General features: G+C 72.9%; 15 protein-coding genes and 6 tRNA genes. 10 read left to right on the top strand and 11 right to left on the bottom strand.

Annotation, left to right across the window (positions count from 1 at the left end):
* The first annotated feature begins 70 nt into the window (after positions 1 to 70).
* From ACFVXJ_RS11875 to ACFVXJ_RS11860, 4 genes are all read left to right on the top strand, one after another.
* Positions 71 to 1,723, top strand: coding sequence for a sporulation protein (locus ACFVXJ_RS11875; RefSeq protein WP_389661554.1), 1,653 nt, complete (start codon positions 71 to 73; stop codon positions 1,721 to 1,723).
* A 67-nt stretch (positions 1,724 to 1,790) separates the two neighbouring features.
* Positions 1,791 to 2,993, top strand: coding sequence for an L-2-hydroxyglutarate oxidase (gene lhgO, locus ACFVXJ_RS11870; RefSeq protein WP_389661578.1), 1,203 nt, complete (start codon positions 1,791 to 1,793; stop codon positions 2,991 to 2,993).
* 404 nt (positions 2,994 to 3,397) lie between these two features.
* Positions 3,398 to 4,210, top strand: a complete 813-nt coding sequence (gene trmB, locus ACFVXJ_RS11865) for a tRNA (guanosine(46)-N7)-methyltransferase TrmB (protein WP_389661553.1) — start codon at positions 3,398 to 3,400, stop codon at positions 4,208 to 4,210.
* Positions 4,211 to 4,253: 43 nt separating this feature from the next.
* On the top strand, positions 4,254 to 5,591 hold the full coding sequence (locus ACFVXJ_RS11860) for a PrsW family intramembrane metalloprotease (RefSeq protein WP_389661552.1): 1,338 nt from the start codon (positions 4,254 to 4,256) through the stop codon (positions 5,589 to 5,591).
* On the opposite strand, the gene ACFVXJ_RS11855 is transcribed toward ACFVXJ_RS11860, so the two are convergent.
* From ACFVXJ_RS11855 to ACFVXJ_RS11845, 3 genes are all read right to left on the bottom strand, one after another.
* Complete coding sequence (locus ACFVXJ_RS11855) at positions 5,581 to 6,684, bottom strand: M23 family metallopeptidase (RefSeq protein ID WP_389661551.1); 1,104 nt, start codon at positions 6,682 to 6,684, stop codon at positions 5,581 to 5,583. The genes ACFVXJ_RS11860 and ACFVXJ_RS11855 overlap by 11 nt on opposite strands.
* 330 nt (positions 6,685 to 7,014) lie before the next feature.
* Complete coding sequence (locus ACFVXJ_RS11850) at positions 7,015 to 8,187, bottom strand: PP2C family protein-serine/threonine phosphatase (protein ID WP_389661550.1); 1,173 nt, start codon at positions 8,185 to 8,187, stop codon at positions 7,015 to 7,017.
* Between the two features lie 179 nt (positions 8,188 to 8,366).
* Positions 8,367 to 8,440, bottom strand: a tRNA-Met gene (locus tag ACFVXJ_RS11845).
* Positions 8,441 to 8,764: 324 nt separating this feature from the next.
* Here ACFVXJ_RS11845 and ACFVXJ_RS11840 point away from each other — a divergent pair.
* Positions 8,765 to 8,837: transfer RNA gene (locus tag ACFVXJ_RS11840), tRNA-Lys, on the top strand.
* A 183-nt stretch (positions 8,838 to 9,020) separates the two neighbouring features.
* On the opposite strand, the gene ACFVXJ_RS11835 is transcribed toward ACFVXJ_RS11840, so the two are convergent.
* From ACFVXJ_RS11835 to ACFVXJ_RS11815, 5 genes are all read right to left on the bottom strand, one after another.
* On the bottom strand, positions 9,021 to 11,354 hold the full coding sequence (locus ACFVXJ_RS11835; protein WP_389661549.1) for a DEAD/DEAH box helicase: 2,334 nt from the start codon (positions 11,352 to 11,354) through the stop codon (positions 9,021 to 9,023).
* A 271-nt stretch (positions 11,355 to 11,625) separates the two neighbouring features.
* Positions 11,626 to 12,222, bottom strand: coding sequence for a hypothetical protein (locus ACFVXJ_RS11830; protein ID WP_389661548.1), 597 nt, complete (start codon positions 12,220 to 12,222; stop codon positions 11,626 to 11,628).
* A gap of 90 nt (positions 12,223 to 12,312) precedes the next feature.
* On the bottom strand, positions 12,313 to 12,687 hold the full coding sequence (gene crcB / locus ACFVXJ_RS11825) for a fluoride efflux transporter CrcB (RefSeq protein ID WP_389661547.1): 375 nt from the start codon (positions 12,685 to 12,687) through the stop codon (positions 12,313 to 12,315).
* Positions 12,684 to 13,157, bottom strand: a complete 474-nt coding sequence (locus tag ACFVXJ_RS11820) for a CrcB family protein (protein ID WP_389661546.1) — start codon at positions 13,155 to 13,157, stop codon at positions 12,684 to 12,686. Before ACFVXJ_RS11820 ends, crcB begins: the two co-directional genes overlap by 4 nt.
* A complete protein-coding gene (locus tag ACFVXJ_RS11815) occupies positions 13,154 to 13,504 on the bottom strand; it encodes a metallopeptidase family protein (protein WP_030012899.1) in 351 nt (116 codons plus the stop codon). The genes ACFVXJ_RS11820 and ACFVXJ_RS11815 overlap by 4 nt, the downstream gene beginning before the upstream one ends.
* A 111-nt stretch (positions 13,505 to 13,615) precedes the next feature.
* Between ACFVXJ_RS11815 and ACFVXJ_RS11810 the strand changes: the two genes are divergently transcribed.
* The 3 genes from ACFVXJ_RS11810 to ACFVXJ_RS11800 all read left to right on the top strand — a co-directional run bounded on the left by ACFVXJ_RS11810 (position 13,616) and on the right by ACFVXJ_RS11800 (position 13,899).
* Positions 13,616 to 13,688 (top strand) — tRNA-Glu (locus tag ACFVXJ_RS11810).
* A gap of 38 nt (positions 13,689 to 13,726) precedes the next feature.
* Positions 13,727 to 13,800: transfer RNA gene (locus ACFVXJ_RS11805), tRNA-Asp, on the top strand.
* A gap of 22 nt (positions 13,801 to 13,822) precedes the next feature.
* Positions 13,823 to 13,899: transfer RNA gene (locus ACFVXJ_RS11800), tRNA-Phe, on the top strand.
* Positions 13,900 to 13,935: 36 nt separating this feature from the next.
* Here the strand turns inward: ACFVXJ_RS11800 and ACFVXJ_RS11795 are convergent.
* The 3 genes from ACFVXJ_RS11795 to ACFVXJ_RS11785 are packed head-to-tail and all read right to left on the bottom strand — an operon-like array spanning position 13,936 to position 15,974.
* Positions 13,936 to 14,784: a cytochrome c biogenesis CcdA family protein gene (locus ACFVXJ_RS11795; protein ID WP_389661545.1), complete on the bottom strand. Its 849-nt coding sequence runs from the start codon at positions 14,782 to 14,784 to the stop codon at positions 13,936 to 13,938.
* On the bottom strand, positions 14,781 to 15,506 hold the full coding sequence (locus tag ACFVXJ_RS11790) for a DsbA family protein (RefSeq protein WP_389661544.1): 726 nt from the start codon (positions 15,504 to 15,506) through the stop codon (positions 14,781 to 14,783). Before ACFVXJ_RS11790 ends, ACFVXJ_RS11795 begins: the two co-directional genes overlap by 4 nt.
* A gap of 60 nt (positions 15,507 to 15,566) precedes the next feature.
* Complete coding sequence (locus ACFVXJ_RS11785) at positions 15,567 to 15,974, bottom strand: hypothetical protein (RefSeq protein ID WP_389661543.1); 408 nt, start codon at positions 15,972 to 15,974, stop codon at positions 15,567 to 15,569.
* Positions 15,975 to 16,092: 118 nt separating this feature from the next.
* Between ACFVXJ_RS11785 and hrpA the strand changes: the two genes are divergently transcribed.
* Entirely contained in the window at positions 16,093 to 20,016 is a 3,924-nt protein-coding gene (gene hrpA, locus ACFVXJ_RS11780) for an ATP-dependent RNA helicase HrpA (RefSeq protein WP_389661542.1), read from the top strand.
* Between the two features lie 70 nt (positions 20,017 to 20,086).
* A tRNA-Asp gene (locus ACFVXJ_RS11775) sits at positions 20,087 to 20,160 on the top strand.
* The last annotated feature ends 308 nt before the right edge of the window (positions 20,161 to 20,468 follow it).

The following is a 20,468-nucleotide window of genomic DNA, read 5'->3' as shown; positions in this document are numbered from 1 at the left end:
TGGGTTTACGAAATGCCGGGCGCCTATGCCCCGGCGGCGTCTGCGTTCCGCGTGTGACGAGGGGTGGCGCATGTCCAGGGAGCTCCGCGAGCCCAATGAGAAGCTCGGCGCCGTGCTCGCCCTGGCGGGCATCAGCAACGCCGGGCTGGCCCGGCGGGTGAACGACCTCGGCGCGCAGCGCGGCCTGATGCTCCGGTACGACAAGACGTCCGTGGCCCGGTGGGTGTCGAAGGGGATGGTGCCGCAGGGCGCGGCGCCCCATCTGATCGCCGCCGCCATCGGCGCGAAGTTGGGGCGTCCGGTGCCGCTGCACGAGATCGGCCTGGCGGACGCGGACCCGGCGCCGGAGGTCGGGCTGTCCTTCCCGCGCGACGTGGGGGCGGCGGTGCGATCGGCCACCGATCTGTACCGGCTGGACCTGGCGGGGCGGCGCGGGGGCGGGGGGATCTGGCAGTCGCTCGCCGGTTCGTTCGCCGTGTCGGCGTACGCGACGCCCGCTTCGCGTTGGCTGATATCGCCTGCCGACAGTTCGGTGGCGCGGGAGCCGGGCGGTGCGGGACCGGCGCGGGACGCGGCGGTAGGACCCACCCCCTCGGCAGAGCCCACCCCCACGGCGGAGCCCGTCGTGGCGGCCGGGTCGTCGGCGCCGGCCCGGCAGGGCCCGCGTACCCCGCATGCCCCGCGCGAACCGGGCGTCGAAGCGGCAACGGGCGGGGCCATGGCGGGCTCGATGGGCTCGGGGGCGGCGGTCGGGGGCGCCTGGACGGCGGCTTCGCGCGGCGGCGGGTTCCCGGACGCCTCCGCGCAGCGCGTCGGGCACAGCGATGTGACGAAGTTGCGCGAGGCCGCCGAGGACGCCCGCCGCTGGGACTCCAAATACGGCGGCGGGGACTGGCGTTCCTCGATGGTGCCGGAGTGCCTGCGGGTGGACGCGGCGCCGCTGCTGCTCGGTTCCTATACGGACGAGGTGGGCCGCGCGCTGTTCGGGGCGACCGCCGAGCTGACCCGGCTGGCCGGGTGGATGGCGTTCGACACCGGCCAGCAGGAGGCCGCCCAGCGCTATTACATCCAGGCGCTGCGGCTCGCCCGCGCGGCCGCCGACGTACCGCTCGGCGGGTACGTGCTCGCCTCCATGTCCCTCCAGGCCACCTACCGGGACTTCCCCGACGAGGGCGTCGACCTCGCCCAGGCGGCCGTGGAGCGCAACCGCGGCCTGGCCACCGCCCGCACCATGAGCTTCTTCCGGCTCGTGGAGGCACGGGCGCACGCCAAGGCGGGCGATTCGGCGGCGGCCGGTTCCGCGTTGCGGGCCGCGGAGGGCTGGCTGGAGCGGGCCCGGGACGGCGACCCCGACCCGACCTGGCTGGGTTTCTACTCGTACGACCGTTTCGCGGCGGATGCGGCGGAATGTTACCGAGACCTCAAACTCCCCAGGCAGGTGCGCCGCTTCACCGAGCAGGCGCTCTCCCGCCCGACCGAGGAGTACGTGCGCTCGCACGGGCTGCGCCTGGTCGTGAGCGCGGTCGCCGAGCTGGAGTCGGGCAACCTCGACGCGGCGTGCGCGGCGGGCACCCGGGCGGTGGAGGTCGCGGGCCGGATCTCCTCGGCCCGGACGAACGAGTACGTACGGGACCTCCTGCACCGGTTGGAGCCGTACGGGGACGAACCGCGCGTCGCGGAACTGCGCGAACGGGCCCGGCCGCTGCTGGTGACACCCGCGTAGCCGCGTTGTCGGTGGCGGGGTGCAGTATGCAGGGGTGGGAGGTGTCGGCTTGGGCGGCGGCGTGGGCATGGGCGTGGGCGTGGACTGTGACGTGCTGGTGATCGGCGGCGGGATCGTCGGTCTGTCGACAGCGCATGCCTTGTCGCGCCTGGCCCCGGGCACCCGGGTGACCGTCCTGGAGAAGGAGGCCGGTCCCGCCCGGCACCAGACGGGCCGCAACAGCGGGGTGATCCACAGCGGGATCTACTACCGCCCGGGCTCGCTGAAGGCGCGGTTCGCGGTGCGCGGGGCCGCCGAGATGGTCAAGTTCTGCGCGGAGCACGACATCGCCCACGAGGTGACCGGGAAGCTCATCGTCGCCACGGAGCGGGACGAGCTGCCGCGGCTGCACGCGCTGGTCCAACGGGGCCGGGAGAACGGCATTCCGGTGCGGGAGCTGGGCCCGGCGCAGATCGCGGAGTACGAGCCGGAGGTGCGGGGCCTGGCCGCGATCCATGTCGGCACGACCGGGATCGTGGACTACGGACGGGTCGCGGCGCAGTTGGCGGAGTCCTCGGGCGCCGAGATCGTCTACGGCGGGGCGGTGGACCTCATCTCGCGCCGCCCGACCGGGGTGGCGGTCCGCACGACGGCCGGGACGGTGGTGCGCGCCCGGGTGCTGGTGAACTGCGCGGGGCTGCAGTGCGACCGGATCGCCCGCCTCGCCGGTGACGAACCCGGGATGCGGATCGTCCCGTTCCGCGGCGAGTACTACGACCTGGCCCGGCCGTCGCTGGTGCGCGGGCTGGTCTACCCGGTGCCGGACCCGGCGTTCCCCTTCCTCGGGGTCCATCTGACCCGGGGCATCGGGGGCGGGGTCCATGTCGGGCCGAACGCGGTGCCGGCGCTGGCGCGGGAGGGGTACGGCTGGGGCACGGCCTCGCCGCGGGACCTCGCCGACGAGCTGGCCTGGCCGGGGTCCTGGCGGATGGCCGCGCGGCACTGGCGGTACGGGGCCGGCGAGATCCGGCGTTCGCTGTCGAAGCGGGCCTTCACCGAGGCGGTGCGGCGGCTGCTGCCCGAGGTCTCGGCAGCGGACCTGGTGCCGGCGCGGGCCGGGGTGCGGGCGCAGGCCGTGCTGCGGGACGGCACGCTGGTGGACGACTTCCTGATCCGGGAGGCACCGCGCACGGTGCACGTCCTGAACGCCCCGTCACCGGCGGCGACGGCCTCGCTGCCGATCGGCCGCGAGATCGCCCGCCGCGCCCTGTCGTCCCTCGCCGCGGGCTGACCCGGCGCGGGCTGACCCGGCGCGGGCCGGCCCGGCCGGTACCCGGCGCGCGGCGCGCCCGTCATGGGCCCCGCCGACCGCAGTGAACGGCGATGCCGCCTGTCTCCCGTACCGCCCCCGGCCCGGGCGTCGGGCTCGGGCCGGAGGGGCCGCGTTGGGGCAGCCCGTCGGGGCCCCGCTCCGGAAGCGGGCAACCCCGCCTTGCCGGGAAGCCCGACCCGCCTGTACCGCCGCCCCGGCGGCGGCCCTGCCGAGCCGCAGGACCCTCCTCCCGAGGACCGCCCCGCTCCCGGCGCGGGCGGCCCGGGCGCCCGGCCCGGCCGCGCGGCTGCCCCCGTACGGCCGGGGGGGCGGGGGCAGCCGCGCGGAGGGGGCGGGGGGCCGGGCCGTAGAATCGGCACATTGTGTCTGAGTCCCTGAACCCCGAGCCGCCGAGCGCCGGCGCCCCCGCAGAGGGCGCCGCCTCGTACACGCCCCCGAAGTGGCGCACCGAGCCCCGCTTCCCCGACGGGCCCGCCCCCGACCCGGCCGGCTCGCACCACGAGCGCCGCATCCGCAGCTTCCAGCCCCGGCGCAGCCGGGTGACCACGGGGCAGGGCGAAGCCCTCAAGCGGCTCTGGGGCACCTGGGGCCTGGACATCGACGGGCACGAGGTCATCGACCTCAAGGCGATGTTCGACGGACTCCCGGTCGTCCTGGAGATCGGCTTCGGCATGGGCGAGGCCACCGCCCAGATGGCCGCCGCCGACCCCGGCACCGGCATCCTCGCGGCCGACGTGCACACCCCCGGCCAGGGCAACCTCCTCGCCCTCGCCGAGCGGAACGGGCTGACCAACGTCCGCGTCGCCAACGGCGACGCCATCATCCTGCTCCGCGAGATGCTGCCGCCGGACTCCCTCGCCGGGCTGCGCGTCTACTTCCCGGACCCCTGGCCCAAGGCCCGCCACCACAAACGTCGCCTGATCCAGCCGGAGTTCCTCGACCTGGCCGCCACCCGGCTGGCTCCGGGCGCGGTCCTGCACTGCGCGACCGACTGGGAACCGTACGCCGAACAGATGCTGGAAGTGCTCACCGAGCACCCGCGGTTCGAGAACACGGTGCCCGGTGGCGGCTACGCGCCCCGCCCCGATTTCCGTCCCCTCACCCGCTTCGAGGGTCAGGGTCTCGACAAGGGGCACGTGGTACACGACTTGCTCTTCCGTCGCACGGAGAACTGACAACGTCACTCCCCGTGTCAGACCGGCTCGCTAGGGTGATGACGTGGAGTATCGAGCGCTCTCAGGTGTGCTCGCACGTCCGTCGGACCCGGTCCGGACGCGCGTGCTCGTCGTCCTGCTCGCCGCGCCCGGCGTCGCGATCCTCGAACTCGTACGGCAGCAGACCGGCACGGCCGGGTTCTGCGTGGGTCTCGGCTTGGCCGTGCTGCCGGTGCCGCCGCTCATGGCGGCGTTCCGGTGGCTCGGACGGGCCGCGCCCGGCCCCTGGCGGCAGTTGCTGTTCTGCTGCGGCTGGGGGGCCTGCGCCGCGGCGCTGATCGCCATAGTGGCCAACAGTTTCGCCACCCAGTGGATAGCCGCGGCCACCGCCGACCCCTCCGACGCCGATCAGCTCGGCTCGGTGGTGATCGCCCCCGTGGTCGAGGAGAGCGCCAAAGCGGCGGCCCTGCTGCTGGTGTTCGTGTTCCGCAGACGGAGGCTGGCCGGGCCCGCCGACGGTTTCGTCCTCGCCGGGTTCACCGCCACCGGCTTCGCCTTCACCGAGAACATCCTTTATCTGGGCAACGCCTTCGACGAGGACGTGGCGGACGGCACCGGCGTGCTCGACTCCGTCACGGCGGCGACCTTCTTCGTGCGGATAGTGCTGTCGCCGTTCGCGCACCCGCTGTTCACGGTGCTCACCGGACTCGGCTTCGGCATGGCCGCGTTGGGCCGGCGCCGGCGGAGCCGGATCGGACCGCCGTTGCTCGGGCTGGCCGCCGCCATGTGTCTGCACGCGCTGTGGAACAGCTCCTCCCGGTTCGGCGAGTACGGGTTCTACGTGGTCTACGGCTGCGTGATGGTTCCGGCGTTCGGGTTGCTGCTGTTGCTGGCGGTGCGGATACGCCAGCGCCGACTGCGGGCCGTCGGAGCCGAGTTGGCGGTGTACGCCGCCGCGGGTTGGCTCGGTCCGGCGGAGGTGCCGGCCCTGGCCTCGATGCCGGCCCGGTCGCTGGCCCGTTCCCTGGCCCGGCGTACCGGTGGCCGGGCCGCGGGCAGAGCCGTCGCGCTGTACGAGGCGGACGCCGCCGCCCTGGCCCTGCTACGCCACCGCGCCCGCCGCGGCGGCCCGGCCCGGGAGCGGGACTTCGCGCTGCACGAGCGGGAGTTGCTGCGCGGCCTGTGGCTGCGCCGGGCGACCGCCGGACCCGCCCTCGCCCGGGCCGCGGTGCTGGAGGAACTCCTGCCGCCGTGGTTCGACCCCGTCCCGGTACCGGCCCGACCGGTCGTCGTACCGGGCCCCCGACCGGCGCGGGCCGGGACTCCCGACACCGGTGCCTCCCACGGCCACGCCGCACACACCGACGCCTCGCCCGCCGGGGCCGCGGACGCTAGACGTTGAGCCCCTTGGACGTCAGCCATGCCAGCGGGTCCACCGTGGCGCCGCCCCGGCGTACTTCCAGGTGCAGGTGGGCGCCGGTGACGTTGCCGGTCGCGCCGACCCGGCCGATGGTGTCCCCGGCGCCGACCGCGCCGGAGGTCACCGACATGGACGACAGGTGGCAGTACCAGATCTCCGTGCCGTCATCGAGGCGGAGCACGATCCGGTAGCCGTAGGCGCCGGACCAGCCCGCCGAGACGACGGTCCCGCCGGCCACGGCCTTGACCGGCGTACCGGTGGGCGCGGCGAAGTCGAGACCGGTGTGGTGGCCGGAGGACCACATGGAACCGGAGTCCCCGTAGTGGGAGGTGAGGGTGTACGCGGAGGTCGGCAGCGCGTAGCCGCCGGCCGTCCTCGCCGCGACCGTTCCCGCTTCCGCCGCGTGGGCCGCTCCGGCGTGCCCTGCCTGGGCCGCTGCCGCCTGCCCCGCTTGGCCCGCCGCCTGCTGCTCGGCGGCCGCGTTCTCCGCGGCTTCCTGCTCGGCGGCCGTCCGGGCTTCCGCCGCCGCGCGGGCCTCCTCGGCCGCCTTCCGCGCCGCTTCCCGCTGTGCCTTGGCCTCTTGGGCGGCGGCTTCGCGCGCCACCCGCTCGGCATCCGCCCGGGCCCGGCCCTCGGCGGCGTCCTGCTGCGACTCGGCCTGCTGGAGGATCCGGTGGCGCAGCGCCTCACCGGCGTCGACGTGCCCGAGGACCGTCCCCTGGCTCTGTTCCCCCGCCGGGGCGGCCGGCGCCGCGGCGGCTGCTCCGACCGTGTGCCCGGCGCCCGTGTCCGCGTCCGCACCCCCGCCGCCCGACAGATCCGGGAACGAGGGCAGGGATATGGCGGTTTGCGGCCGGTCCTGGGCGGTGGCGATGCCGCCCGCGCCGACCGCCGCGATGACGCCGACGCCGAGCACGGTCGAGCTGCGGGCCAGTCCACCGCGCGGCTTGGGCACCCGGTGCTTGCCGCGCACCGGCCGGGCCGAGTCCTCGGTCGGGTTCCACTCGCCCCAGGCGCCGGCGGTGGGCGTTTCCTGGATGTCGGTGCCTTCGTGGGCAGGCGAGTTGGAGGCCACGGGGGCACACTCCTCATGGGCGGGAACGCGCACGGCGCCGTCTCTTGCGACGGCTGGGACGACCGCGCTGCGTTATCGAACGGTAATAGACGCGAGGGAGTGATTCCAAGCTGTAGCGATTGATCGTTAACCCCAATCGGCCACCCCCTGCACAGCTTTGGCCGGAGCATTTCGACCATTGGCGTCCATGCCCGACAAAACTCGGCCCGGGACCCCCTACTTCACGCCACCCCGGCCGAACCGCGCCCCCCACGCTCCACCTCACCCAAGGGCGCCACCCGGGCACCGTGAGTGACTCTCGTCGATGCCGGCGCGATCGGACCCCAAGGCCTACGCGCCCCCGCGCCGCACCACCGGCACCGTACGGCGGCGGTCCGGCTGTCCCCGCACCGGACGGCCCACGGCCAGCAGTGCCATGTCGTCCGTGGCACCGCCGCCCGTGTGTCTGCGCACATCGCTGGTGAGCGCGTCCAACAACGCGTCCGGCCCCGGGAAGACCCGCCCCCGGAGCCGGGCCGCCGGGTCGTAGAACTCCCCCGCCGCGTCCCGCGCCTCCGTCAGCCCGTCCGTATACAGCAGCAGCGTGCTGCCCGGCGGGAAGGGCCCCTCCTCCGCCCGGTCGGGCCAGGCACCCAACTCGCCCATGCCCAGGGGCAGCGCGGGTTCGCCCGGCGCGAGCACCACCAACCGGCCGTCCGAATGCAACAGCAGCGGCTCGGGGTGGCCGCGGTTGACGATCCGCAGGACCTCCGCGTCCGCCGGGACCTCGGCGAGCACACAGGTCGTGAATCCCTCCACCGCGTCGAGGCTGTCCCGCCGCACGCCCTCCCGCGCCAAGGCCCGCTCCAGCCGCTGCGCGAGCGCCTCCAGGGTCGGCTCGGTCTCCGCCGCCTCCCGGAACGCGCCCAGCACCACCGCGACGGCCTCCACCGCCCCCAGCCCCTTCCCCCGTACGTCACCCACCACCAGCCGCACCCCGTACGGGGTGTCCTGCACCGCGTAGAGGTCCCCGCCGATGAAGGCGTCGGCCCGGGCGGCCTCGTACCGGGCGGCGACGTGCAACCCCGCGATCCGCTCGGCCGGCGTCGGCAGCACGGCCCGTTGGGCGGCCTCGGCGATCTCGCGCGCCGAGGCGAGCCGCTCCCCGCTGCGCCGCACGACCCGGTTGATCAGCAACGCCATCCCGGACACGGTGACCACGGTCGCCAGCTCGGTCAGCGCCTCGGCCCGCCGCCCGGTATCGGCGTAGGCGCGCAGCACGACCACCGCGAGCGAGGCGGCGCACCCGGTCAGCGCGGTCGCCCGGAGGGAGTAGAGCGGGGCGGCGATCAGCGGGGCGGCGGAGAAGAACGGCGATCCGGTGAAGCTCGGGGGTGACGTCAGGTCGAAGACGAAGCCCAGGACGATCAGCACGAACGGCAGCGTCCGGACGACCCGCCGGGCCGCCCCGTCACCAGCGCCCGTCACGTCATCGTCGCTGTCCTGCCGGCTCCGCCCCACCACGCTGTCTCCTGCCGCCCGGTCCTCGCGGGATGCGGGCCCGCTGCCGCCTCGCCCCCCAAGGCTCCCGCCGGCCGGGCCCGTACGGCGACCCGGCCAAGGCCGTCCGGGTGACGCCGGCACAGGACGCGGAGAACGACGAAGGCCCGGCTCCCCAAAGGGAACCGGGCCTTCGTACTGAGTAGCGGGGGCAGGATTTGAACCTACGACCTCTGGGTTATGAGCCCAGCGAGCTACCGAGCTGCTCCACCCCGCGTCGGTAAACACAACTCTACGTCATTCGGGGGAGGGCTCTTGCCAATTAACCCCCCGCATCCCCCTCGACCCACCATCACCGCAGGTCAGAGTGGTGGAGAAAGGTTCCGCAGGGCCAGTTACGGCCTCCGTCCGCCCCCGCCCGCGACGACGCACAGCGCGCCGAACACCTGTCCCCACGGTGGAAGTTCCCGCCCCGAACCGCACTTCGACCACCCCGGCGCCGCCGCCGACGCCCCCGGCCGCACACCACGGGGGCCACTCCGGTCGATACCCGATCGGCCTCGCGCCCCTCTGCGGCTATGCTCTGGGGTGAGCACGCCGAGGGCCATTAGCTCAATTGGCAGAGCAGCGGACTTTTAATCCGTTGGTTGTCGGTTCGAGTCCGACATGGCCTACTGCTCGACGAACGCCCCGCCCGGTGGGAACCGGACGGGGCGTTCGTCATTCCCGCGGCGAGCGGGCCCACAGGGCCGACAGGGCCTGTACGGCCGACGCGGTGCCCGGCCGGGGAACGGGCTCGGCCCCCACCGCACCGGAGTGCCGTGGGGGCCGAGTCTTCGTCAGCGGGCGGTCAGCCGTCAGCCGTTGCGCTTCCAGCGCGGCTTGTCGTCACGACGGCCGCCGAAGGAGGAACCGGTCGAACCGGAGCCGGAGGGGCGGTTGTCGTCACGACGGCCGTACGGGCGGTCGCCGCCGCCGGAGCGGAAGCCACCGGACGGACGGTCGCCACCGGAGCGGAAGCCACCGGACGGACGGTCGCCACCGGAGCGGAACCCACCGGACGGGCGGTCGTCACGGCGGAAGCCGCCACGGTCACCACCGCGGTCGTCACGGTTGAAACCACCCGACGGGCGGTCATCGCGACGGAAGCCACCGGACGGACGGTCACCACCGCGGTCGTCCCGACGGAAGCCACCGGACGGGCGGTCATCGCGGCGGAAGCCGCCACGGTCGCCACCACGGTCGTCACGGTTGAAACCACCCGACGGGCGGTCATCGCGACGGAAACCACCGGACGGACGGTCACCACCGGAGCGGAACCCACCGGACGGGCGGTCGTCACGGCGGAAGCCGCCACGGTCACCACCGCGGTCGTCACGGTTGAAACCACCCGAGGGACGGTCATCGCGACGGAAGCCACCGCCACGGTTGTCGCCACCGCGGTCGTCCCGACGGAACCCACCGGACGGACGGTCGTCACGGCGGAAGCCGCCACGGTCACCGCCACGGTCGCCACCGCGGTCGTCGCGACGGTTGTCGCGGCGCTCGTAGTTGCCCCGCTCGTCACGGCTCTGGAACGCCGGGCGCTCCTCGACGACCGGCTCGGCCGCGACGGCGGCCGCGACCTCGGCGACAGCGGCCTCGGCCACCTCGGCGACAGCGGCCTCCGGGTCCTCGCCGCGCTCACGGGCGGAACGGGCGACGAGGCGGTCGGCCTCCTCGCGCAGCTCCGCGGCGCGACGGGTCGCGCGCTCCAGCTGCTTGGTGAGGTCGGCGACCTCGCGCTCGGCCTGCTTGGCGGCGTTGTTCGCGGAGTCGGCCTGGACCTGCGTCAGCGAACGCGCGCCGGTGATCTCGGCGACCTCGGGGTCGAAGGCGCCGACGCCCTGGACGATGTGGCGCGAGGCGTCGACGCCCGCGTCCTCCATCAGGCGGAAGATCTGGCGGCGCTGGTGCGGGAGCGCCAGTGACACGACGACACCGGACTTGCCGGCGCGGGCGGTGCGGCCCGAGCGGTGCAGGTAGTCCTTGTGGTCACCGGCCGGGTCGACGTTCAGGACCAGGTCGATGCCGTCGACGTGGATGCCGCGGGCGGCGACGTCGGTGGCGACGAGCGCGTTGACGTAGCCGTCCTTGAAGTCGGCGAGGACGCGGGTACGGGCGCCCTGCGTCATGCCGCCGTGCAGCGCGTCGGCCTTCACGCCGGCCTCGATGAGCTGCTCGGCGATGCGGTCGGCGCCCAGCTGGGTGCGGACGAAGATGATGGTGCGGCCCTTGCGGGCGGCGATGGCGGCCGTGACCGGCGCCTTGTCCTTCGGCTTCACGACGAGCACGTGGTGCGTCATGGTCGTGACGTTGCCCTGCGCGCTGTCGACCTCGTGCGTGACGGGGTTGGACAGGTAGCGCTTGACCAGGGTGCCGATCTCGTTCTCCATGGTGGCGGAGAAGAGCATGCGCTGGCCGCCGCCGGGGATCTGGTCGAGCAGCTCGGTGACCTCGGGCAGGAAGCCCAGGTCGGCCATCTGGTCGGCCTCGTCGAGGACCGCGATCTTGACGTTCTCCAGGGAGCAGGCGCCGCGGTTGATGATGTCGCGCAGCCGGCCCGGGGTGGCGACGAGGACGTCGACACCGCGCTCCAGGGCGTAGATCTGGTTGCCCATGGAGGTACCGCCGCAGACGACCTTCATCTTCAGGCCGAGGACGTCGCCGTAGGGCTGGAGGGCGTCCGCGACCTGCATCGCCAGCTCACGCGTCGGCGTGAGGATGATCGCGCGGGGCTTCTTCTTCTCGGTGTGCCCGCCGGCCAGCGAGGCCAGGGTCGGCAGACCGAAGGAGAGGGTCTTGCCGGAGCCGGTGCGGCCACGGCCGAGGATGTCCTTGCCGGCCAGGGCGTCCGGGATGGTCGCGGCCTGGATCGGGAAGGGGGCGGTGACGCCGTTCTGCGCGAGCTTGCGGACGATGCCGTCGGGCAGACCGAGGTCGCCGAAGGTGATGCCGGGCTCGGCGTCGGCCTCGTCGGAGGCGGCGTCGGTGGACTGGTCGGTCGTCACATCGGCCTCAAGAGCCTCGATGATGTCGTTCGCCTCGGCGGCCTCGATGGCCTCGGTGACCACAAGGGCCTCAACGGCGTCGACGATCTCGTTGGAGTCGTTCTCGGGCATGACGGCACGGTCAGAACTGGAAATGGACATGCGAAATGCGAAACCTTCCGGAGTCTCGGCACGCGCCCAAACTCCGTGAATCGCAAATCGACCGCCTCAATGCGGTCAGCCACGGCTAGGGAGAGTACGCGCCACACGGCGCTCTTCGGATTCGGCGCCGGGCAATGGGATCAAACGATCTATAACCATACGCACCCTCCCCCGGGTCTGGCAAGTTCTCTCCGAAGAAAGGTTCTGACCTGCGGCGATGCCCGAGGGCGGGGTGCGTGCGGCGGTGCGTGAGTGCGGCCCGTGTCCGGCCTTACGCCCCTGCGGGGGTGCTCGGCTCGGGCTGCGGCGGGGTCGTGGGCGTCGGCGTGGGATCCGTCACAGGCGGCTGCCCGGTCGGCTGCGCGCTGGGCGAGGCGCCGGGCCCACCGGCCCCCGAGCCGCCACCGGAACCCGAACCCGAACCGGACCCCGAACCCGAGCCCGAACCGCCGGAACCCGAACCGGACCCCGAACCCGAACCGCCACCGGAGCCGGACCCGCCGCCCGACGGCACCTGGGACCCCTGGCCGCCCGCCCCGCCACCCGGCCCGGCCGAGGGCGAGGGGACACCGGGCCGCCCGGCCGGCGCGCCGGGGCTGGGCGAGGCGACGGCCCCACCACCGGCCTTGCCGGCCTCTCCGGACTTGCCGGCCGGGTTGCCGGCCGCGTCCTTCGTCCCGTGGCCGTCACCGTGCACCCCCGATCCCCGGCCGGAGGTGCCGCCCCCGACGGCGGCGGCGCCCTTGTCGCCCACCGAGGAGGAGGGACCGGGCTTGGCGGCGTCCTCGCCGACGCTCATGCAGCCGGCCGACGCCGCGACCGCGAGCGCGGCAGCGGCCAATCGGAGGGAAGCGGACAACTGGCGCACGGGTGGCACCTCCGGAAGGGGACGGGGAGCGCGGCCCGCACCGGGCGGGTCAATGTGCCCAACTCCCTTTACCCCGTAAGAGACACGCCCTCAGGCGAACAGCGCTCGCGCCACCTGGGACCCGAGGTGTACGGAGCCCAGCCCGACCAGGACCGAAGCCGCCACGTTCGCGACGGCCAGGAACCGCCAACCGCGCTCGGCCAACCGCAGCGTCTCGTAGGAGAACGTCGAGTACGTGCTGAGCGCCCCGCACAGCCCCGTACCGAGCAGCGGGCCGAGCCGCGAGGGGGCCGCCCCGACCAACAGCGCCCCCGTCAGCATGCCCAGCACCAGGCAGGCGACGGCGTTGACCACGAAGGTGCCCCACGGGAACACCGAGTCGTGCCGGGCCTGTACCGCCCGGTCGGTGAGGTAGCGCAGCGGCGCCCCGACCACCGCGCCCACGACCACGAGCAGCCAGTTCACCCGCGCCCCCGCACCGCGAACCGGGTCACGGACGCCGCCGCCCAGACCGCCCCCAGCGCCGCGACCACCGTCAGACCCGCGTACCCCAGCGCGGCGCCGGCCGCCCCCTCGTCCAGCAGCCGCGAGAAGTCGACCGCGTAGGTGGAGAAGGTGGTGAACCCGCCCAGCACGCCCACGCCCACGAAGGGCCGGACCAGCGGGTGCGGCGCCGTCCGGCCGCCCTCGCTGATGAGCACCATGAGCACGCCGATCAGCGCGCAGCCCACCACGTTGGTCCAGAAGGTCGCCCACGGGAACGCGCCGGGGCCGGCCGGCCAGAGCAGGGCGAGCCCGTACCGCGCCGAGGCGCCGACCGCCCCGCCCGCGGCGACCGCGGCGAGCACCCGCCCCTGCGGTTCGGCGCGCTGCTGCGGCACATGGAGGTCGACGTCCGGGTCGATGGCCTCGGCGGCGCGGACCGGCCGGGTCATCCGTAGCCCAGGGCGTGGAGCCGCTCGTCGTCGATCCCGAAGTGGTGGGCGATCTCGTGCACGACGGTGACCTCCGTCTCCGCGACCACGCTCTCCCGGTCCTCGCACATGCGCAAGGTGGGGTTGCGGTAGATCGTGATGCGGTCGGGGAGGACCCCGGCGTACCACTCGCCGCGGTCGGTCAGGGGGGTTCCCTCGTAGAGACCGAGCAGCTCCGGGTCATCGGCGGGCGGCTCGTCCTCGACGAAGACCGCCACGTTGTCCATCAGTCGGGTGAGCTCCGGCGGGATCCGGTCCAGGGCCTCTGCGACGAGCTCCTCGAACTCCTCGCGCGTCATCTCCAGCACCCGGTCATTGTCCCTCCGGGACACTCGCGGAAACCGTTTTGGCGATAGGTCCCGACATCCCATATGCTTCTCACGTCCCCGACGCGCTGAAAAGTGCCCGGCGGGCCTTTAGCCCTCATCGTCTAGTGGCCCAGGACGCCGCCCTTTCAAGGCGGTAGCACGGGTTCGAATCCCGTTGGGGGTACGCAACACCATGTGCAAGACTTGTTCTTGCACAAACCAGGTCCTGTGGAGCAGTTGGTTAGCTCGCCACCCTGTCAAGGTGGAGGTCGCGGGTTCAAGTCCCGTCAGGATCGCTGAGGCTGGAAACAGTCTCGTGGCTGGGTAGCTCAGTTGGTACGAGCGATCGCCTGAAAAGCGATAGGTCGCCGGTTCGACCCCGGCCCCAGCCACCACAGGAAGGCCCCGTCCCTCGGACGGGGCCTTCCGCGTTACCCGCTCGTCGCCTCCGTCGCGTCCGCTTCCCGGGCCTTGCGGCGCCACCGCGCCAGGGCCACCACGGGTGCTCCCACGGCGACCAGCGCCAGCACCGCCCAGTCCGGCACGACCCGCGTCACCGACTGGACCCACCGCTCGACGGCGAACGAGTCGTCCACGTCCAGCAACCCGGGCAGGGCGCTCGCCCCGTCGTAGAGCAGGAACAGCGCGCCCAGGGTGACGAAGAACAGGCCGGACAGCAGCGAGGTGGTGTGCAGCCCGAGCCGGCCGACGCGGACGGTCCGGCCGCGCAGCCAGCGCCTCCGGCCCAGGTCGAAGCGCTCCCACAGCAGCGCCAGCAGGAGCAGCGGCACGGCCATGCCCAGCGCGTACACCGCCAGCAGCAGCCCGCCGTAGACCGGGCTGCCGCTGACCGCCGCCACCGTCAGCACGCTGCCCAGGATCGGCCCGGCGCAGAAGCCGGCCAGCCCGTAGAGCGCGCCGAGCGCGTACACCGACAGGGCGGTGGTCGGACGGATCCGCCCCGAGAGTTCCGCGGCCCGCCGGGAGGCGAAGCCCAGACCGAGGAGCTGCGCGAGACCGAGCGCGATGATCAGCCAGCCGCCCGCCAGGACGAGCCCGTCGCGGTGGCCGTGGAAGAACCGGCCCGCGTACGAACCGGCCGCGCCCAGCGGTACGAGGGTGCTCGCGAGGCCGACGTAGAAGATCCCGGTGCGGGCCAGCAGCCGGGAGGCGGAATCGATCGAGTACGCGAAGAAGGCGGGCAACAGCAGCGCGCTGCACGGGCTGAGCAGCGCCAGCAGGCCGCCCAGCAGGGCGGCGAGGTATCCGATGCCGGTCACTTCGCTGCCCCCGCCCGCGCCTTGGCCCGGGCGATCGCGGCTTCGAAGGCGGCGGGCGGCTGCGCGCCGGCCAGGGGTTGTCCGTTGATCAGGAAGGACGGGGTGGAGGTCACCCCGATGCGGTAGCCCTCCTCCTGGTCCTTCCGCAGCGCGGCGGTGGCTTCCGCGCCGGCCATGTCCCGCCGGAAGCGGTCGAGGTCGGGTACCTCGGCCTGGCGTGCCAGCTCGGTCAGGCGTTCCTCGCCGAACCCCTTCTCCTTGGCTCCCTCGGCGTACGCGGCCTCGTGGAACCGGGCGAACCGGTCCTGCCGGCCGGCGGCCCAGGCGGCCTTCGCGGCGGTTTCGGACTCGGCTCCGAAGATCGGGAAGTTGCGCCATTCGATGCGCAGGGTGCCGTCCGCCACGTACTTCCGCATCAGTTCGGGTTCGGTGTCGCGGGCGAACTTGCCGCAGTAGCCGCACTTGAAGTCGGAGTACTCGATCAGCACCACGGGGGCGTCGGCTCGCCCGACGGCGAGCTTGTCGGCGGGATCGCGGCGGGCGAGGGCCGCCAGCGGGTCCGGGGCCGCGGCGGCCTCGGGCGCGGAGGCGGAGGAGGCGAAGGAGGCGGCGGTGTGCTCCCGGGGCGCGGTGGCCTGCCAGGAGACGATCCCGAGGGTGATCGCGGCGAGGGCGGTCGCGGCGGCGTACAGCAGGGGCTTGCGGGAGGGGGCGGAAGGCATACGGGTGCTCCAGGGCGGTGATGCGGAAGAAGTGACGAGACCGGCGGGAAGGCCGGTCCGCTACACCCGCATCACGGACAGCTCCAGCGGTCCCGGGGCCGGCCGGTCCGGCCCCCGTACGCGCACGCCCGCCGGCACCGCCCGGCCGGCCGGATCGGGATCGGCCGGCAGCCGGACCGCCGGGGCGCAGGCGTGGTCGCGCCCGTCGCGGGGCGGTACGGCGGGGGCCTGACCGTGGTCCCCCGCGCCGGGCGAGCAGGCCGGCCCCCGGCCCTCGTACGCCACGGCGGTGGCCTTGAGACCCGCGCCGTGACCCGCGACGGCCGCTTCGGCGGCGGCGGGGGCCGAGGCGGCCGAGGCAGCGGCGGCGGCCGAGGCAGCGGCGGGGGCCGCTTGAGCCGGGCCCGCCGGCAGCACCGCGAGGACGGCGCCGAGCAGCAGCCACCACACTCCACGGGCGCGGGACATGGCGGGCCTCTCACTCACGGGACGGTGGGTTTCAGGTGATCTCGTCCCGAAATGGTACGGGTAGGTGCGACAAATGCGTTCGCCACCCGACGCTCCCGGGTGAGATCCTCGATCAGGTATGTCTACTTCCTTCGCCGCCCTGCAGACGCTTCTCGGTGAGATCTCCCTCCGTGACGCGCACCGCCTCGGCCGCCGCCTCGAAGGCGCCCGCCGTATCCGCAAGCCCGAGGCCAAGCAGGCCGTGCTCGACGAGATCGCCGCGGAGGCCGAGAAGGCCGCCGCGCGTCTGGCCGGCCGCGCCTCCCGCATGCCTACGGTCACGTATCCCGAGAACCTGCCCGTCAGCCAGAAGAAGGACGAGATCGCCGAGGCGATACGCGACCACCAGGTCGTGATCGTCGCGGGCGAGACCGGCTCCGGCAAGACCACGCAGATCCCCAAGATCTGTATGGAGCTCGGCCGCGGGGTGCGGGGCATGATCGGCCACACCCAGCCGCGCCGGATCGCCGCCCGCACGGTCGCGGAGCGCATCGCCGAGGAGCTGAAGTCCGAGATCGGGCAGACCGTCGGTTGGAAGGTCCGTTTCACCGACCAGGTGGACCAGGACGCCACCTTCGTGAAGCTGATGACGGACGGCATCCTGCTCGCCGAGATCCAGACGGACCGCGAGCTGCGCGCGTACGACACGATCATCATCGACGAGGCGCACGAGCGGTCCCTGAACATCGACTTCCTGCTGGGCTACTTGTCCCAGCTGCTGCCGAAGCGCCCCGACCTCAAGGTCGTGATCACCTCGGCGACCATCGACCCGCAGCGGTTCTCCCGGCACTTCGGGGACGCGCCGATCGTCGAGGTCAGCGGCCGGACGTACCCGGTGGAGGTGCGCTACCGGCCCCTGCTGGAGGAGGAGGGCGACGACAGCGACCGCGACCAGATCACGGCGATCTGCGAGGCGGTGGACGAGCTCCAGGCGGAGGGTCCGGGCGACGTCCTGGTGTTCCTCTCCGGCGAGCGCGAGATCCGCGACACGGCGGACGCGCTGAACAAGCGGAACCTGAGATTCACCGAGGTGCTCCCCCTTTACGCGCGCCTCTCGCACGCCGAGCAGCACCGCGTCTTCCAGCAGCACACGGGCCGCCGGATCGTCCTCGCGACGAACGTCGCGGAGACCTCGCTGACCGTTCCGGGCATCAAGTACGTGATCGACCCGGGCACCGCCCGGATCTCCCGGTACAGCCACCGCACCAAGGTGCAGCGGCTGCCCATCGAGCGGATCTCGCAGGCCAGCGCCAACCAGCGCAAGGGCCGCTGCGGCCGAACCAGCGACGGCATCTGCATCCGGCTGTACTCCGAGGACGACTTCAACGCCCGTCCGGAGTTCACCGACGCGGAGATCCTGCGCACCAACCTGGCCTCCGTCATCCTGCAGATGACCGCGGCCGGCCTCGGCGAGATCGAGAAGTTCCCCTTCATCGACCCGCCGGACCACCGCAACATCCGCGACGGCGTACAGCTCCTGCAGGAGCTCGGCGCACTGGACCCGTCGGAGAAGGACGCGCGCAAGCGGCTCACGCCGATGGGTCGACAGCTCTCCCAGCTTCCGGTCGACCCACGCCTGGCCCGCATGGTCGTCGAGGCGGACAAGAACAACTGCGTCCGCGAGGTCATGGTCATCGCGGCGGCCCTGTCCATCCAGGACCCCCGCGAGCGGCCCTCGGACAAGCAGACGCAGGCCGATCAGAACCACGCGCGTTTCAAGGACGAGACGAGCGACTTCCTGTCGTTCCTGAACATGTGGCGGTACATCCGCGAGCAGCAGAAGGAGCGCGGTTCGTCCTCCTTCCGCCGGATGTGCAAGCAGGAGTACCTGAACTTCCTGCGCATCCGCGAGTGGCAGGACATCTATTCGCAGCTGCGGACGGTCGCCAAGACGATGGGCATCCACGTCAACGACGCGGACGCCCCCGAGCAGAACGTGCACGTCTCGCTGCTGGCGGGTCTGCTCTCGCACATCGGGCTCAAGGACACCGACAAGAACGAGTACCTCGGTGCCCGGGGCGCCAAGTTCGCGATCTTCCCGGGCTCGTCGCTGTTCAAGAAGCAGCCGAAGTTCCTGATGTCGGCGGAGCTGGTGGAGACCTCGCGGCTGTGGGCCCGGGTGAACGCCAAGGTCGAGCCGGAGTGGGTGGAGCCGCTCGCGGAGCACCTGATCAAGCGCACGTACAGCGAGCCGCACTGGGAGAAGGACCAGGCCGCCGTGATGGCGTACGAGAAGGTGACGCTGTACGGCGTACCGATCGTCGCCCAGCGGAAGATCAACTACGGCCGGATCGACCCCGAGGTCTCGCGGGAGCTGTTCATCCGCAACGCGCTCGTCGAGGGCGACTGGCGGACCCACCACAAGTTCTACGCCGACAACCGCAAGCTCCTCACCGAGGTGGAGGAGCTGGAGAACCGGGCCCGGCGCCGGGACATCGTCGTGGACGACGAGACCCTGTTCGACTTCTACGACCAGCGCATCCCCGAGCACGTGGTGTCGGGGGCGCACTTCGACTCGTGGTGGAAGCACAAGAAGCGCGAGGAGCCCGAACTCCTCGACTTCGAGCGCGAGATGCTGCTCACCGAGAAGGCGGCCGGGGTCACCAAGGCCGACTACCCGGACACCTGGCGGCAGGGGCCGCTGAAGTTCCGGGTGACCTACCAGTTCGAACCGGGCGCGGACGCGGACGGCGTGACCGTGCACATCCCGCTCCAGGTGCTGAACCAGGTCACCGACGAGGGCTTCGACTGGCAGATCCCGGGCCTGCGGGAAGAGGTCGTCACCGAGCTGATCCGCTCGCTGCCCAAGCCGATCCGCCGTCACTACGTGCCCGCGCCGAACTTCGCGGCCCGTTTCCTGGCGACGGCCCAGCCCCTCCAGGAGCCGCTGCACGTGACGCTGGCGCGCGAGCTGCACCGAATGGTCGGGGTGCCGGTCTCGGCCGAGGACTTCGACCTGGGCCGTATCCCGGACCATCTGAAGATCACCTTCCGGATCGTCGACGAGCGGCGCAAGAAGCTGGCCGAGGCCAAGGACCTGGAGGCGCTGCGCCTCCGGCTGAAGCCGAAGGCCCGCCAGGCCCTGTCCCAGGCCGCCGCGGCCACCGCCGAGCGGGCGGGCGGGGAGTCGGTGGAGCGGACCGGGCTGACGGACTGGACGATCGGCACGCTCGGCAAGGTCTTCGAGACCCGGCGCGCCGGACAGCCGGTGAAGGCGTACCCGGCACTGGTCGACGCCGGCGACAGCGTGTCCGTGCGGCTCTTCGACACCGAGGCCGAGCAGCAGCGGGCGATGTGGCTCGGCACCCGGAAGCTGATCCTGCTCAACATCCCGGTGAACCCGGCGAAGTTCGCCTCGGACAAGCTGACCAACCAGCAGAAGCTGGCCCTGTCCCGCAACCCGCACGGTTCGGTCCAGGCACTGTTCGAGGACTGCGCGACGGCGGCGACGGACAAGCTGATCGCCGACCACGGCGGTCCGGCCTGGGACGAGGCCGCGTTCCGGAAGCTGTTCGACGCGGTGCGGGCCGATCTGGTGGACCTGACCGTACGGACCGTCGGGCAGGTGCAGCAGGTCCTGGCCGCCTGGCAGGCGTGCGAGCGGCGCGTGAAGGCCACCAACAGCCTGGCCCTGATGGCGAACGTGCGGGACGTGCAGGCGCAACTGGCGGAGCTGATGCCGGCCGACTTCGTCACGTCGACGGGGCTGCGGCGGCTGCCGGACCTGATGCGGTACCTGGTGGCGATCGACCGGCGGCTCCAGCAGATGCCGACGGCCGTCCAGCGGGACACGACCCGTATGGAGAAGGTCCACGAGATGCGGGACGAGTACCTGTGGCTGCTGGAGCAGTTGCCGAAGGGCCGTCCGGTGCCGGAGGCGGTCACCGAGATCCGCTGGATGATCGAGGAACTGCGCGTCAGTTACTTCGCGCACGCGCTCGGCACGGCGTACCCGATCTCCGACAAGCGGATCGTGAAGGCGGTGGACGCAGCGGCTCCGTGATCCGGTTCGACTGCACCCCCTGAGCTGCTGTAGAGTCTGACTCGCAGCCGCCCGGTGGGTGGCGCACCGAGGACCTGTGGAGCAGTTGGTTAGCTCGCCACCCTGTCAAGGTGGAGGTCGCGGGTTCAAGTCCCGTCAGGTTCGCAGAAACGTCAGGGCCCGTATCCCCCAGGGGATGCGGGCCCTGACGCGTTGTCGGGTCGATCGCGTCGCCAGGTGGGTCGCGTCGCCGGCTCGGACGGACCGCGTCGCGGGGTCGACACCCGCCCGCCGTGGCCGTGGAGACGCCGGGCCGGTCCGCTCGGGCCGTCCGGGGCGGCCGGAGATCCCCCGGCGGGCTCCGGGGCGCGTACGGGACCTCCTGTGGCCGCCGTCGCGCGCCGGGGGCGGTCGGCCGTGGCCGTGCACCCGAATCGCCCCTTCGCGTGAGGCGGACGGGGTGACCCGTCCGC

The organism is Streptomyces sp. NPDC058279 (assembly GCF_042881255.1).
Lineage (GTDB): Bacteria > Actinomycetota > Actinomycetes > Streptomycetales > Streptomycetaceae > Streptomyces.
The sequence above is the reverse complement of the archived record's forward strand: the minus strand, read 5'-3'. Positions and strand labels throughout refer to the sequence as shown.